The organism is Marinobacter sp. AL4B (genome assembly GCF_019916045.1).
In the GTDB taxonomy this organism is placed as follows: domain Bacteria; phylum Pseudomonadota; class Gammaproteobacteria; order Pseudomonadales; family Oleiphilaceae; genus Marinobacter.
The window spans coordinates 44,536-58,724 of the sequence record NZ_JAILWZ010000009.1 but is presented as its reverse complement, the minus strand read 5'-3'; the positions used below and the strand labels follow the sequence as shown (position 1 = coordinate 58,724).

Below are 14,189 nucleotides of genomic sequence, written 5' to 3'. Positions count from 1 at the left end.
AGTCCAAGTGAAGCCTGTTCTCATTGTTCAAACTCCTTAATGGTCGGCCCACCCCACAGCGTGCCCGCAGGGTCCTGCTCAAGCCGGCGAGTAAAGCTATTTAGATGCCGTAAGGTAGATTTCAATTCCCGAAGGGCAGGCCCTAGCTGAGAGAGCCCCTGAAGCCCGGCGTTTAGCGAGTGCTCATTGTTGGCGGTGATCGTATCAACCCGCTCCAGAGAGGGTTGCAGGGTTGAGATGGCGGTTTCCATGGTGTTCAACACTGGCACAATCCGGTCGTTCAAGACCGTTCGGGTTCTATCCGATACGCCGGAAACCTTGATCGAGGCCTCTTCTGCGCGCACTGCGGCGGCATTGAACTGATCCATAAGAGCAATGAGCGCTTCACGGTTTGCAAGAAGCGACTCGCTTGCCTCACGTGCGTTATGAATCAGGGCAGAAACATTGTCGACATTTTCTGTGGCTAGAAGGCGGTTCATGTTGGTGAGCAATAGTTCTGCCTGAGCGAGCATAGCTTCACCATTATTCATGAGATTGTTCAGGGCAGACGGCTCTGCGTGAATCAACGGTGGGTTACTGCGATCGCCTTGAAGGTTTGCTTTTTGCGGTGTTCCACCGGTGAACTGAATACTCATGCTTCCTGTGATGTTAGCCAGCACTAATCCGGCTTTGGTGTCTTCCCGGACGGGTATGTCTTGCTCAACGCGTACCAAGACACGAACGTGGGCCGGATTATCCGGTGCCAAAGTCAGTTCCAATACGTCACCCACTTGAATTCCGCTGTACAGCACAGGGTTGCCTTTGGCCAAACCACTGACTGGATGATCAAAATCAATCTGGTAGTAGGCCCACTCCCGATCCGACGAGGATTTACCTAGCCATAGTGTAAATAACAGGGCGGCGGTCACGGCGGCCAGCGTGAAGAATCCAATAATAACGTGGTGGGCCTTCGGCTCCATTAATGGAACTCCTCTTGAATTGGTAACGATCCTGCGAATTTAGCAGCTCGGCCGCGCGGGCCGTGAAAATATTCCTGTATCCAAACGTCATCGGTTTGGGCAACGTGGTCAAGGGTATCGGCCACTAATACCTTACGTTGAGCGAGAACAGCGACACGGTCACAGGTTGAATACAGTGTGTCCAAATCGTGAGTCACCAGAAAAACGGTAAGACCCAGCGCCCGACTCAGGGTAACGATCAGTTCATCGAAGGCAGCAGCTCCAATGGGGTCGAGACCAGCTGTAGGTTCATCCAAAAACAGAATTTCAGGGTCCAGAGCCAAAGCGCGGGCTAGCGCCGCGCGCTTAACCATGCCACCGGAGAGTTCGGCCGGATATTTCAAAGCCGCTTCGGGTGGTAATCCGGTTAAGGCAAGTTTCATACGAGCTAAACCTTCAGCATCAGAACGACTAAGCCCTGCATGTTCGATCAATGGTAAGGAGATGTTTTGGACCAAGTTCAGCGAGGTGAACAACGCGCCGCCCTGAAATAGCACTCCGAAACGCTGTTCGTACTGCGAGCGCTCCCCTGCGGACAGATCGGTAAGGTCCACACCGAACACGCGGATATGCCCGGCGTTGGAGGTATTCAAACCTACAATGGTGCGCAGTAGTACCGACTTGCCCGTTCCTGATCCTCCAACCACACCCAATATTTCACCTGAGTACAGGTTTAGGTCCAAGCCTTCGTGAACAACATGATTGCCAAAGCGTGTACTCAAGCCCCGTACTTCAATAATGGGCTCGCTGGCGCCATAGCGTTGGATAAAAGGTTCGGTCATGCGTTACCAGCCCATTTCCATAAAGAATAACGCGGCGATGGAATCCAGAAGAATCACCATGAAGATCGACTGCACGACACTGGATGTCGTGTGCTCGCCGACCGATTGCGCGCTGCCAGACACCTTAAAGCCTTCCAGGCACCCGATAACGGCGATTAAAAATGCAAACACCGGCGCTTTGCCGATGCCTACCAGAAAGTGGGTTAAGCCGATGTCCCGTTCGACAATGGCCATATATTGGCTTGGCGGAATTTCTAACGTAATGGCGCACACCACCGCACCGCCGATCATCCCGGAAATCATGCCCACAAACGTAAGTACCGGGAGGCTTACCATCATCGCCAGCACTTTTGGAACAACTAACAGCTCCACAGGGTTCAGGCCCAATGTCCGTATAGCGTCCAGTTCTTCGTTCACCTTCATCGCGCCGATGTGTGCGGTGAAAGAGCTGGCCGTACGGCCAGCCAACAAAATAGCAGCCAGCAAAACGCCAAATTCCCGCAGAAATGAAAAAGCCACGAGGTTTACGGTGTAAATGGTGGCGCCAAAGTCTTGCAATACGGTGGCGCCCAAAAAGGCGACAACAGCACCCACCAAAAAGGTGAGCAGTGCGACAATGGGCAGGGCATTCAGCCCGGTGTCGTGAACGGCAGCGACAAACGGGGTGAATCGCCAACGACTAGGGCGTGGCAAGATGTAGAACAGCGTTGCTAACGTTTCTCCAATGAAGCCGGCTAAAAGCCAGGCTAGGCGGGCAACGGCGGTCACCTTTTCTCCGGTGCTTGCTAGAAACGCCAGAATTGGGTTGGATTTAGGGGCAGGGTGTTCTGTTGCCTCCATGGCCGACGCTACCGTTGTAATCAAGGCAGTTTGCTCAGTGCCAAGATCGCTCACTCGAAGTGCATGCACTAACGCTGTGCTGCCAGCCAGTTTTACGAGCAAAGACGCGCCCGCAGTATCTACCCGGCCGAGCTGAGACACTTCCAAGCTGACGTTCGATAGATTGTTTCTTTGTACCTGCTCGACCAGTCTAGCTAGGATTGTGTAGTTGGCCAGTGTCCAATCGCCGCTGAACGTCAGCGCTGAACCATTGAGCTCAACGTTGCCTGATGACCGTTCCGGTGAATTCGAATGTTGCTGGGGAGAGATCGTCACTACGAAATGACATCCTTGCTGCTGTTCACTGCAAGCTTAGAGATTCCAGTAGCAGTCCGCCAGTAACTTTCGGTCATCTTCGTCGTGACTGGCTAGAACCAAGGCCACGCCTCGCGACTTCTCTTCCAAAAGCATCGCCCGAAGAGCGGTCTTCGCGTTGTTATCCAGTCCCGTTAAGGGCTCGTCCAACAGCAGCAAAGGTTGCCTACGCAAAATAGCTCTCACCAGTGCTACACGTTGCCGCTGACCTCCGGACAAATCACCCGGCATTCTAGTACCGAAGCCGGCAAGCCCGGTGCGCTCAAGCCCTTGATCGATACTCTTCTTTTGCTCAGGGGTCAGCTTCAAGCCTGGATGCAGTCCGAGTCCAATATTGGTGGCAACATCTAAATGCTCAAAAAGATTGTGTTCTTGAAATACGCTGGTCACTGGCCGGTTCCAAGGCTTCAGGTTCTGAATAGGTTCACCTTTCCAGATAATTTGGCCGGAATCCGGCTCCAGAAAACCGGCAATCAAATTCAACAGCGTGGTTTTGCCGCTTCCACTGGCGCCGTGAATTGCCACGCAATGTCCGGGAGACAGCGAGAAGTGGTATTCCCAGCCCTTAATTTGCCCTGGGTAGCGAAAACTCAAGTGTTCGACATCAAGCATGCTCGGGCTCCAAGGTGGTTTCGGGAAAAATGGCTTCTCGTTGGTGCGCGGGCGGTCGGCCAATGGCAGACAAAAGCCCGAAAATGGACACCAGTAACACCAGCAACCAAAGGCCGGTACCTGCTGCGGCCGACACCTGGTAACTGCTCAATTGTTGGTAAAGCAGAACAGGCAATGTCGGTTGCCCAGGACTTCCAAATAACGCAATTACGCCGAAATCCCCCACCGAAAGCGCGATGCCATAGGCCAGCCCTAACGCCATCGGGCGGCGTAGCAAGGGCCAAAAAATCCGACGCCAGCGGTACCAACCCAAAATGCCCAGCTGATCTGCAACTCGAAGAGAGTGGCTATCTAGGCTGTTCAACGGGCCGCGAAGTACCTGAATAACGAAGGGCAGGGCCATCAAGCTGTTGATTAAAGCAACCAGCACCCATCCCTGCGCATGGTTATCCAAGCTTGGGCGAAGCAGGAGGAATAGCCCGGTACCAAGTACGATGGGTGGCACAATCAACGGCAGGTAGCCGGTGGTCGTAGGGATGGCTTTTAATATCGGGTTAGTCGTTTTGTTGGCCGAAGCCAGAATCATTAAAGATGCGGCAACGGAGCCAAGGCCAGCGGGCAGCGCAATTAGCAAGCTGCGCCCGGTTGCGGGTAATAGTTGTTCATAGATGGAAGCGCCGGTATTCAGAGTAAGCAACGCCGGCAAGCCACGGATGCTAATGGCCAACAAGGGCAGCAACAAGAAAAGGCTGAACGCCAGTAGTAGAATGCCAGACAACACCGCCTGTGTTGGCCAAGGCTTTAGCGGAACCCTGTGAGACAGCTGCCGATTGGGAAGGAGAGAAGTTTCCAAACGCTGGCGGAACACCAGCCACCACAAGCTACCACAAATCAATAATTGAATGACCGCTAAAACCGCCGCTTGCGGGAAGTCGAATTCGAAACGCAGCGCCTGATAAATCGCCACTTCCAGTGTCGTTGCAGCAGGTCCACCCCCGAGAGTCATGATGATGGCAAAGCTGGTGAAACATAAGGTAAAGACCAGAGCGCTCAGCCCCGGTAAAACAGGGCGCAGGGCCGGCCATTCAACCGAACGCCACAGCCACCAGCCGCGAAGCCCGAGTTGGGAGGCAATCCGAAGGCGCGATGGGGGCACCGCTTCTAATGATTGCAGCATCACGCGGGCTGCAAGAGGCGCATTAAAGAATATGTGGGCCAGCAGAATGCCATTCAGCCCGTAAAGGTTCCAGCCGTTTCCGGGAAACCATTCGGTCAACAAACCGGTAACCCAGCCTTGACGACCATACATGCCAATAATGCCTGACACGGCAACGATGGTGGGTAGCACCAAGCTGAGCTCCATCACTCGAAGTAATGCCGAGCGGCCTGGGAAGCGTCGGTATCGTGCCAAGGCGCGGGAGATGGGCAGTGCCAATGCCAAACTGACTAAAACTGATAGTGTCGCCTGCCAGACGGTGAACCACACCACCCCTCTTAAATACCGGCTGTTAAACACCGTGGAGAGGTCTAGACCTCCGGCGGTTATCAGCATACTGCCAAGGCCAAGGGCGACCAGTAACAATAAGGCCATCCCAATGAGTTGGCCCGGGATAAGCTGCCATCCCGGGTGGTCTAATGGTGCTTTCATCGGTGTAGAGCGCATGGAATTATCGAGTCATCGCATCCAGCCAGTCGTTTACGAGCTGGCGCCGTTGCTCGGCAACATCGGCAGGGGGCAGGAAGAACGTGTGCTCAGGGGTAATCAGTCGGTCGAAAACGCCGGGTAGGTCGTCCCCCAGGTCGATGGCGGGGTACATCACGTTCTTAAGGGGGATGTGCTTTTGAAATTCAGGAGTTAGCATGAAATCCAAAAATTTGCGTGCCAAGGCTTTTTGTTGGGACGATTCGATCAGCGCGGCCACCTCAACTTGCAGGTAGTGACCTTCTTCAAATTGAACCGCTTGGTAACGGTCGGTTTTATCAACCGCCATGTGATAGGCGGGTGAAGTGCTGTACGAAAGAATCATCGGTGCTTCGCCACTCATAAACAGCGAGAAGTAGCCATCACTCCAGCTTTGTGTGGTGGCCAAAACTTTGTCATTAAGTTGTTCCCATTTGGCCGGAGCTTTGTCGCCGTAGACCGAATGCATCCACAACAACAGGCCGAGCCCTGGGGTGCTGGTGCGCGGGTCCTGAATAATGATTTTCAGCTCATCGGGTGAGCTAATCAGTTCCTCGAAACTGGTCGGGGGCTTTGGCAGCTGCTGGGTGTCGTACACAAACGCAAAGTAACCCCAGTCATAAGGGATGAAATGCGCATCATCCCACTCGATCGGTAAAGCCAGCGCGTCCAAAGAGCGCTTGTGCTCACCGATGAGGCCGGTCTGAAGGGCGGTTTCCATGGTTGCGGTATCCAGGCCCAACACCACATCGGCCGGGGTTGAAGTACCTTCCAATCTTAGCCTCTGCAAAATATCACCGCCGCTGTTCAGTACGGTGTAATTGAGTGTGCAATCACATTGCTTCTCGAAGGCATCTTTGACACCGGGCCCGGGGCCCCATTCAGCCGCGAATGACGGATGGGTGTACACGTTCAATTCAGGGCGGTCGGCAGAGCGTGTGGCCAGCGGTAAAGTGATGGCCAACAACAAAAGGGATAAGCGATATAGCATATGCGGCATCCTATATTGGGGGAGCCATGCCGCGGGAGGCACTGTGTTCAGTGCGACTCAATTCCTTCGCCGGCATTATCCGTGTCAGGTTCCGCGGGTGTGGTCTCAGCCCTTTCTAGATAGAGGGCACCCCGTTGAGTTAGCGCGATTCTACCATGGCGCGGTGGTAGGACAAATGCGAGGTGTTTGTAGGCTAAAGGTTAAAAAATGTACGGAAAGACGAAAGTCTCAAATTTCGCTGATAGAATGAGGCACCTTTTCAGTCAGCTACACAACTATTTAAACCCTTGAGGTAATGTGCGTATGTCTTTGCACACAAAACGACGCCCTTTGACATTGCTGTCGGGCCTGGCATTTCTTGTGTCGTTTTCCGTACAAACGAATGCTTCATCTTTTGATGAAGAACTGCTCGATAAATTAGCAGGCTCCGCACCCTACTTGAGCGCAGAGGTGTTAGGTGCGGCGTTTAAAGCAACCCAGTGCGCGGTTAACAACGGCGTTGCTATGCCCGAGCGGCTGGCGGTCATTGATTTTTCGCTGCCATCCAGTGCGGAGCGTATGTGGATCTTCGATTTGAGCAAGGGAGATTTGTTGCTTAGAGACCTAGTGGCCCATGGAAAGAACTCCGGAAACGTCGAAGCCAACGCCTTCTCAAATATCGAAGGTAGCCACCAATCCAGTATCGGCCTGTTTAAGGGCAACGAAAGCTACAGCGGAACCCACGGTTACGCATTGCGGTTAGATGGATTAGAGCCGGGAGTGAACGATCTGGCCCGTCAGCGAGCCATTGTGATTCATGGCGCAGATTACGTTAGCCCAGACTGGGTAGCAGACTATGGACGGATTGGTCGCAGCCACGGCTGTCCTGCGGTAGACAGAAAAGTGATTCGTTCAGTCGTGGATAATCTGAAGGGTGGGCAGTTGGTGTTTACCTATTACCCGGATCAGGAATGGTTGCAGAGTTCCAGCTTCCTGAATTGTGATGCCCCCGCCCAAGTGGCCGAAGCCAGTCAGGCGAAGGGTAATAACACATAAGCAGGCTGGCTCTTTTAAGAACCCAGCGTTGAGAAGCGCAGGTTGTGCTTCTCAACGAGTCCTGTCGGTACGTTTTCCTCGCTGTAGTGTTTGAACGGTTCCTTGTTCATCATTTTCTGAAGGCCCTCCAAAGTCCGAATGGGCGCATCAGTCGCTACCATGTTCGCAATCCACGCAGGAACCAATCCGCCAGGATCTACCTGCGTTGTAAAGGTAATACGCGTCCAGCCGTCTGCAAGTGGTTCGATGTAAAAGCTATTGTTCAGCATCGGAATGCGAACGTAGTCGGATTGCTCCGGAGCTGCTTGCGGACGACCAATAGATTGGACGGTGACAGGCCCATCTACTTTTGTTTGTTCAAACGAAGACTTCATAACCAGGTCGCGATCGGAAGCAGGCCAAACGCCATCGAACATCATCCAAAGAAACTTTTCGCCGTCGTTTGTGTGATGGTAACGCGCTTTCTGGCAGTTGTAGATCCACTGCTGGCACAGAGAAATGTCGTTGATGACTGACATGGCTGAAAAGATGGAATGCTGAGTCTCCACCACACCACGGAATTGCTTGATAGATGAGTTATCCGCATCGCGAACATAGGTTGTGATATCGGAACGCTCTTCGCCCTGTTGTTTGACCACCCAATCTGAGGCAAGGGTAGGGCTCATGCTGAATAGCGACAGCGTTAGAAAGGCCAAAGTCGAAAGAATGAAATGCCGCATAGTTAATACAAACCTTTATGGAAACGGAACACTAATAGACCGGGATTCTCGGAGATACAGAAAGGTGACGCTATGGCGGGAATGACTGAAGCATAGAGAGGAAAGGCAAAGACGATGGGTTTTGGCTAAAAAATGGCCAAATAATGCGTAAAAACAAAAGGTTGAAAAAAGTTGTTGACGGCGGCGAAGTAATCCGTAGAATACGCATCCGTTGACGAGGCAAAGCCTCTTAAACGAAGAGCGGGAATAGCTCAGTTGGTAGAGCACAACCTTGCCAAGGTTGGGGTCGCGAGTTCGAATCTCGTTTCCCGCTCCATTTCTAAGTCTCTCACGCCCCCTGAGAGCAAGGCCCGAAAAGGCTTACCCGGCGCGGTGGCAGAGTGGTTATGCAGCGGACTGCAACTCCGTGTACGCCGGTTCGATTCCGACCCGCGCCTCCATTTTTACCTTTTAAAATCAACAAATTACTTAATTCGAATTTAGTTGATTATCTTACCAAAAAAATATCCAAACTAAACTCCAAATATTATCCGTTTGCCTGATTCGCTTTATCTAATGATTGGCTCTTGTCGGCACTGAGATAATTCCCCGCGTGCATGCCGAAAAACTTCTTCCTGTTCTAAAAGTTTTCCCTCTGAATCTGAGAGTGAGAAGCAGATCAAGGTAAAAATGGTGAGTCGATCCAGTCAAACGCAATTGCCCGTTGATTTTAGTGAGTCAACGGGTAGGGCGCAGAGGGTTCTCAAAGAACCCTCCATAACATGGCCTTGCTTTGTAACCTTAAACTGATCGCCCATAGCTGCGATACGATGATATTGGGGCGAAGTGTGATATCGAGCTTCTAAACAAAAGCGAACATTCTATTCAGGGCTTTCCGCCAGAGCACTTCTCTAAGCTTCGACCTTGAAGTGCAAGATTAACGTCTGCCATGTTGACTGGATCGACGTCATTTCCGGCTTGTTCCAGCCAATCACCTCTGGATGGCTTTACTGTCAACTGAACTCATCTAAAAATAAAGGGTGAAATGATGGGTAGGCTGTTGAAGTTAAGTTTGGTGATTTCCCTGGGGGTTTTGTCCGGCTGCGAAGGAGGTGGTGGAGAATCTGGTGCAAACAGCCCGCAACTTGAAGAAAATGCCGAAATTACACAGGTCAATCAGGAGCCAAAGGTGAACTGTTCCAGGGAAAGCTGGGTAGCTGGCACGGTTGAGTGGTGTGAAGGCAGACTTGCTTACTACGATTACATCTATGATGATTACGGTGCTGACCGCGGCCTTATCTCCCTGGCCCCGACTCTGCTCAATGTGCTGAACAGAGGTGGACAGCTGGGCTCGCCGATCGCGAACACTCCTGGTTTGCTGTCGCCAACTGCTGGTGACGAACGGTACCCCGAGGGTCTTCTTAATACTTCAGACCTAGTCAAACTTCATGTCGAAAAACTCGGTGGTACGCTCAAAATGACCGCTGAGCTAAATACTCTTTACAATCCTGACGATGCGATACTCGGTGTAGCGCTGGACCTAGACCCTGGCCAGTCAACTGGCGGAGGCCACTGGGGAAGGATCGATGTTTCTAGCGATGGCTGGGACCAAGTTCATTTTCAGGACAGAGGTGATCCCAATTCCAATAAATTGGTGCTGAAAATTCCAGCTCCGACTACCGATAGTTTCCGACTCCAGGCAGTTGTTGCCCAAAAGACTGGTACCGTTATGAATGTTGCATTTCGCGGCATTCATGAAGGTGCCTCCGCAGGCGGCGGTGTGAACCAGGTTTTGCCCTCAACAGGCAATTGGTGGGATGAACGCCAGGCACAGGCCTTGGGACGTGGTGACATCAGCGAATTTGGGGTGACGATAGAGCTCCAAGATTTTGAAACCAGGCGATCCGATGCTATTGAATTACCCAGCGGCTTCTATCAACGAGTGTACACGTCGGATTACCCTTTGGGTGAAGGCGTTGCTATACCGGGAATCACTGGTCGCGACGGCGGCGGCATCTTTTGCGGTCAATCCTTTAATTACTTAGGTAAATACCAACCTTATGGAATTTATGTTCCCGAATCGGCTGTCCAGCCGGGTACCGAGGCAGGTATGCAGGTTGTCATGCATGGCTGTGAGGCAAATCATGCCAGCCAGATTAATCAGGCGAACATGCAGCAGCGGTTTGGTGATGCGCTCAATCGCATATTAGTCTCGCCACTGGCGCGTGGCCCGCATGGCTTTTACACGGGCCCTTCGGAGCGAGACGTTCTGGACGTTATGGAGGATGTACAGGACACTTACTCAATCGATGCGAAAAAAGTTTTCGCATCGGGATATTCCATGGGAGGTTATGGCGCCTTGCATTTCGCAACCCATTACCCAGACCGGTTTGCGGGCGTGGTCAACTGGGTGGGATACACAGGTGACCTGTTTAACATTCCGGAACTCCTCCCTGTTATTGATGAATTACTAGCGCAGGTCACAGAAATCGCCCCACGCGCGATTCTGGGTGAACTGTTGGGCAGCATTGCGAACTCGCCAGACGGGTTTGCTAATGTTGTCGACTATACCGAGAATCTCCGTCATGTTCCTAGCGCTCACCTCTACGCGGCAGCAGACGAGCTTGTGCAGGTGAATCAAGCCCTCGCTCTTGCCCAACGGCTCGAGTCTACATCAACTTTAGACTATAGCTTCTACTTGCACCCAGTCGCGGAGCATCTGACGTTTTTAGTTCTGGATGACTGGCGAAAAGAGGCTCTCGTGTCTGCCAGTTGGGTGCTAGAGGAGAATCCTGCCAACGTGGCGTACACCTTTGATTCGACGTTCGATTACCCCGAATTTAATATTAAGCACGATTCCGCGTATTGGATAAGCAATTTGGTTGCCCGTGAGTCGAAGGTAGCTCAAATCAAACTCAGTGGTTCGGGATGCAGATCGGTCAGATCAGAGACCTCCAGCATACTGACTTTAGGACTGGATCCGGTACCCTGGAGTGGCATGCGTGGAGAAGTTGTTCAGCGGCCCGGGCCCGTCACGAGTGAGCTCATCGGAAAATTGCTGAATATCGGCAGTGCAACGATCGATGTTGACGATATTTGTTTGGCTGACATGCCAATTTACTACCGAATTGAGAGTGACGGAGAGGCCTCACTAATCTTCAGCGATGGCAGGACATTAGCTATAAAAAAAGGCTTGCAGGAAGGCGTTCTGTAAAAGAGTGTCCTACGTGGGCGCTTAATCATTCTGATAAATCACTGACTCAACCGATTCGTTGAGCCAGTGATTCATTTAAAGTGACTCTGAGTAAGTCTCACAATTGGCAATAATATGCCCATCGCCAACCGCACAAGATCCGTTGCCACCATGGATCAGATCATCTCTTCAAGGGAAGGTGTTGATCTATTCGCTTGAATGTTCGCTTTGCGACCATGGCGGTTGTTGTAAAAGTCTCTACTCAAAGCTTCGTTTATGGTGGCAATATCACCGCCCAGGCTGGTGTCCAAAATTATTGAATCACTACATTCTGATTGAGAAGTTGCCGAAGTAACTAACGACTAAGTGGTTGGACAGTAGCTCAAAAAATGAAAATACAACTTATTGATTGAAAAGGGTTTTGCAACGCCGTGTTCGCCGGTTCGATTCCGACCCGCCCCTCCCTCATTTAATGAGGGAGGGGGAGGCTCCAGATGCTAATTTAATAAAGGCTTTAGTGAAGAAGGTTGAGATTCAAATCGTCGAAGTAGACATCGTTGTCGCTGCCTTGCTTTCGTGTACCGCCAATATAGACCTTAATGCTCCTAACGCCGGCCGGAATTTGGTCGATGATGGTCATGGTATCCCAGTTCCGAACTGCGCCACTTCTATGGGGGCCAGAGGAACTCCATGGAACGGTGTTTTCATTGGCATCCAATAATTCTATCGTCAGCTCGGGTTCGTCTACTCCATTCCAGGTGGCTACCTTGGCGCTCAATTCGATGTAAGCCTGCTCGGTGTCGATGAGATCCGTATAGCTTGATACATCGACGACTTGGAGTGCAGTGTCAGTGCAGCAGTCGGCTGGCTGCCCGTTTCCAAAGCCTCGGCCCGTAAAGTAGTATTCGCCCTGGGCCGCATTGAGTACGCCGGAGTTGTTAACGCCAGATACAGTATTGACTGACCCGTTGAGGACAGCCCAGCCAGTGAGGTCGCCAGACTCCGCGTCACCATTTATTAACAGGTTGGGCGTACGAGAGCCTTCCACGTCAAATTTATAGTGATGACTCCAGTTAGACCAGTTCATGTTTTTATCTCTTACACGAGCTCTCCAGTAGTATGCTGTACCGGGTTTTAGTGTCAGGTTTGGTCGGGAGCGCCCCTGGTAATCATCGTGTGCTGATGTGTGGGTGTTTTGGCTTGCGTAGCGTTTGTTCCAGCGGTAATGGTCATCTCCGCCAAGGCGAATGGTTTTCTGTTGAAGCAGCAACGAAAGATCAAGCTTAAAAAGGTCTACACCTTGTTGGGTGTCAATGGACTCAAAGCCTGCATACTCATCACCCCCAACTAACGACGCCTCGTCATAGAAATAATTATGCCGTCTTGTATCGTTACCCCAGATATCGAACACGGCCCCCGAAAAATCTTCTGTTTCGGTCACTTGCCACTGTACTTCATGGACGGAATCTGGAGCCCCAACTTGAATGCCTAGCTGAACGTCAGTGGCCGCCAGTGGCCCTGTGCCGGAGATGGCCTGAGGGAATTCGTTGTTTATTGCGGGCGAAAAAGTGACCTTATCGACAACTTCGAAGTCGGTATCACCGTTATACCCGCCCTTCTTACGGCGCAAGGTAACGGCTTGATCCTGGCCAAACTGGTATGTAAGAACGCTGTAACCAAATTCGCTACGACTGACTTCAAAGGTTTCGTAGTCGCTGATTTGGGCGTTCTGGAAACTTGGGTCATCTAGCGGTTCAATATAGCCAGATGCACTGGCAGCGTTCAGCCATAAATGCAGTGCCTCCATGGATTGGCCACGAGAGTAGGAGTGCGTATGGCCAAAGAAATGCCCAGTAACTGCGCCAGTACGTTCGCTGTATTGCTCCAACTCGGCCACTAATTCACAGGAGCCGATGCTTTCGCCGGCATTCCACATTTCGGAGAGACAGCCATGGTGGAATATGCCCATAACAAACGTCTTGTTGTGGATTTCGGCGTCTTTAAGTGTTTCACGGAGCCATTGGCGTTGTACGGCTAGGGTTTCTTGGTTGAAGTCGCCGTGCGCGCCGGAGATGGGATAGCTGTCAAGACCAATCAAGCGTAGGTCAAGGTAGTCGAGGAAGTACCAGTGGTCTTCATATCCTGCCGATCCATTGGCGGGTGGCGCCATGTAGGTGCGATACAGTTCAAGTTCGGCGTTGCCATAATAATCATGGTTTCCCGGAACGGTCACCAGGGGTACATAGGGGGTTATCTCTGCCATTCGCCCGAACAATTGCTCTCTCCAGTGAGTGCGGTTGCTACCAGTCTGAACGACATCTCCGGAGATCGTAATGGCAGCGATATTTTCCGAACAGGTTTCAGGTTGCGTGCGATCGCACTCCTTTGCCATGAAACCGTCGCTTACCACGTTGTTCAGTACGACTTCGTACATGGTTCGATCCAGTTGGGTGTCGCTGATCGCAATGAATTTTGCTTCGGCAACGCCATCACCAGGGCCCGGCCAGGTTTTGAACGCAAACGGTTGGGTTACCCGCTGGTTTCCTTCAGTATCGGTGGTCAGTACGTAGTACTCATACAGAGTGTTGGATTCCAGCTCTGAAAGCGGTGCGCGATATACCAAACCATCGCTAGAGTGTATCTCGCCCGCAACCTTGCGGAATTTTTCATTTGATCCGAATGAGCGAGCCCACACTTGAGGTTCAGTGTTTTCGGTTTCGAACATCACTGTCATCGTATCCGTGCTAGGGGCCTGCAGATAGGGCTGAACAATAAAGTCGGGGGCTGCATCCGCCTGTGGTGGGGGAATAACGACGGGGTCAGGCTGGCCCGGAATTTCGGGAGGAGTTGGCTCGGTTTCGGTGTTTGAGTTAGAGGAATCGTCGCAGCCAACAAGTAATAGGCCGGACAGCCCCAGAGCAAGAGCGAAGCGGTATTTGAAAAGCATGGAATCTCCTTTGGTGTATACCAGTATGGAACGCCAGCTAATCGTAGGTTGAAAGCAT

General features: G+C 51.9%; 10 protein-coding genes, 2 tRNA genes and 1 riboswitch. Of the genes, 4 read left to right on the top strand and 8 right to left on the bottom strand.

Annotation, left to right across the window (positions count from 1 at the left end; all coding sequences use genetic code 11):
* Window positions 1-20 precede the first annotated feature (20 nt).
* The 6 genes from K5L82_RS00850 to thiB are packed head-to-tail and all read right to left on the bottom strand — an operon-like array spanning window position 21 to window position 6,258.
* Window positions 21-959 (bottom strand): MlaD family protein, encoded by a 939-nt coding sequence (locus tag K5L82_RS00850; RefSeq protein WP_223132839.1) that lies wholly within the window; start codon window positions 957-959, stop codon window positions 21-23.
* Window positions 959-1,780, bottom strand: a complete 822-nt coding sequence (locus K5L82_RS00845; protein WP_133005384.1) for an ABC transporter ATP-binding protein — start codon at window positions 1,778-1,780, stop codon at window positions 959-961. The genes K5L82_RS00850 and K5L82_RS00845 overlap by 1 nt, the downstream gene beginning before the upstream one ends.
* Window positions 1,781-1,783: 3 nt before the next feature.
* Window positions 1,784-2,935 carry an ABC transporter permease gene (locus tag K5L82_RS00840; RefSeq protein ID WP_223132838.1) on the bottom strand — a complete coding sequence of 384 codons (1,152 nt, stop codon included), beginning with the start codon at window positions 2,933-2,935 and terminating at the stop codon, window positions 1,784-1,786.
* Window positions 2,936-2,971: 36 nt separating this feature from the next.
* Window positions 2,972-3,586 carry an ATP-binding cassette domain-containing protein gene (locus K5L82_RS00835; protein WP_223132837.1) on the bottom strand — a complete coding sequence of 205 codons (615 nt, stop codon included), beginning with the start codon at window positions 3,584-3,586 and terminating at the stop codon, window positions 2,972-2,974.
* Window positions 3,579-5,249: a thiamine/thiamine pyrophosphate ABC transporter permease gene (gene thiP, locus K5L82_RS00830; RefSeq protein ID WP_223132836.1), complete on the bottom strand. Its 1,671-nt coding sequence runs from the start codon at window positions 5,247-5,249 to the stop codon at window positions 3,579-3,581. The genes K5L82_RS00835 and thiP overlap by 8 nt, the downstream gene beginning before the upstream one ends.
* A 4-nt stretch (window positions 5,250-5,253) precedes the next feature.
* A complete protein-coding gene (gene thiB / locus K5L82_RS00825) occupies window positions 5,254-6,258 on the bottom strand; it encodes a thiamine ABC transporter substrate binding subunit (RefSeq protein WP_223132835.1) in 1,005 nt (334 codons plus the stop codon).
* Window positions 6,259-6,302: 44 nt separating this feature from the next.
* Window positions 6,303-6,402, bottom strand: a riboswitch (TPP riboswitch).
* 165 nt (window positions 6,403-6,567) lie between these two features.
* Here thiB and K5L82_RS00820 point away from each other — a divergent pair.
* The gene (locus K5L82_RS00820) at window positions 6,568-7,293 is read left to right on the top strand and encodes a murein L,D-transpeptidase catalytic domain family protein (protein WP_410505840.1); all 726 of its coding nucleotides are present in this window, start codon (window positions 6,568-6,570) and stop codon (window positions 7,291-7,293) included.
* Between the two features lie 14 nt (window positions 7,294-7,307).
* Here the strand turns inward: K5L82_RS00820 and K5L82_RS00815 are convergent, their stop codons facing one another.
* Window positions 7,308-8,012, bottom strand: coding sequence for an START domain-containing protein (locus K5L82_RS00815; protein ID WP_223132833.1), 705 nt, complete (start codon window positions 8,010-8,012; stop codon window positions 7,308-7,310).
* A 240-nt stretch (window positions 8,013-8,252) separates the two neighbouring features.
* On the opposite strand from K5L82_RS00815, the gene K5L82_RS00810 reads away from it, so the two are divergent.
* The 3 genes from K5L82_RS00810 to K5L82_RS00800 all read left to right on the top strand — a co-directional run bounded on the left by K5L82_RS00810 (window position 8,253) and on the right by K5L82_RS00800 (window position 11,205).
* Window positions 8,253-8,328: transfer RNA gene (locus tag K5L82_RS00810), tRNA-Gly, on the top strand.
* 50 nt (window positions 8,329-8,378) lie between these two features.
* Window positions 8,379-8,452: transfer RNA gene (locus K5L82_RS00805), tRNA-Cys, on the top strand.
* 599 nt (window positions 8,453-9,051) lie between these two features.
* Complete coding sequence (locus tag K5L82_RS00800) at window positions 9,052-11,205, top strand: prolyl oligopeptidase family serine peptidase (RefSeq protein WP_223132832.1); 2,154 nt, start codon at window positions 9,052-9,054, stop codon at window positions 11,203-11,205.
* Window positions 11,206-11,698: 493 nt separating this feature from the next.
* Here K5L82_RS00800 and K5L82_RS00795 read toward each other — a convergent pair whose 3' ends face one another.
* On the bottom strand, window positions 11,699-14,131 hold the full coding sequence (locus K5L82_RS00795; protein ID WP_223132831.1) for a metallophosphoesterase family protein: 2,433 nt from the start codon (window positions 14,129-14,131) through the stop codon (window positions 11,699-11,701).
* Window positions 14,132-14,189 lie beyond the last annotated feature (58 nt).

Excerpts from the sequence above, each read along its gene's own strand:
- K5L82_RS00850 (WP_223132839.1), bottom strand. The coding sequence starts at position 959 with ATGGAGCCGAAGGCCCACCACGTTATTATTGGATTCTTCACGCTGGCC.
- K5L82_RS00845 (WP_133005384.1), bottom strand. The coding sequence starts at position 1,780 with ATGACCGAACCTTTTATCCAACGCTATGGCGCCAGCGAGCCCATTATT.
- K5L82_RS00835 (WP_223132837.1), bottom strand. The coding sequence starts at position 3,586 with ATGCTTGATGTCGAACACTTGAGTTTTCGCTACCCAGGGCAAATTAAG.
- thiP (WP_223132836.1), bottom strand. The coding sequence starts at position 5,249 with ATGCGCTCTACACCGATGAAAGCACCATTAGACCACCCGGGATGGCAG.
- thiB (WP_223132835.1), bottom strand. The coding sequence starts at position 6,258 with ATGCTATATCGCTTATCCCTTTTGTTGTTGGCCATCACTTTACCGCTG.
- K5L82_RS00815 (WP_223132833.1), bottom strand. The coding sequence starts at position 8,012 with ATGCGGCATTTCATTCTTTCGACTTTGGCCTTTCTAACGCTGTCGCTA.
- K5L82_RS00795 (WP_223132831.1), bottom strand. The coding sequence starts at position 14,131 with ATGCTTTTCAAATACCGCTTCGCTCTTGCTCTGGGGCTGTCCGGCCTA.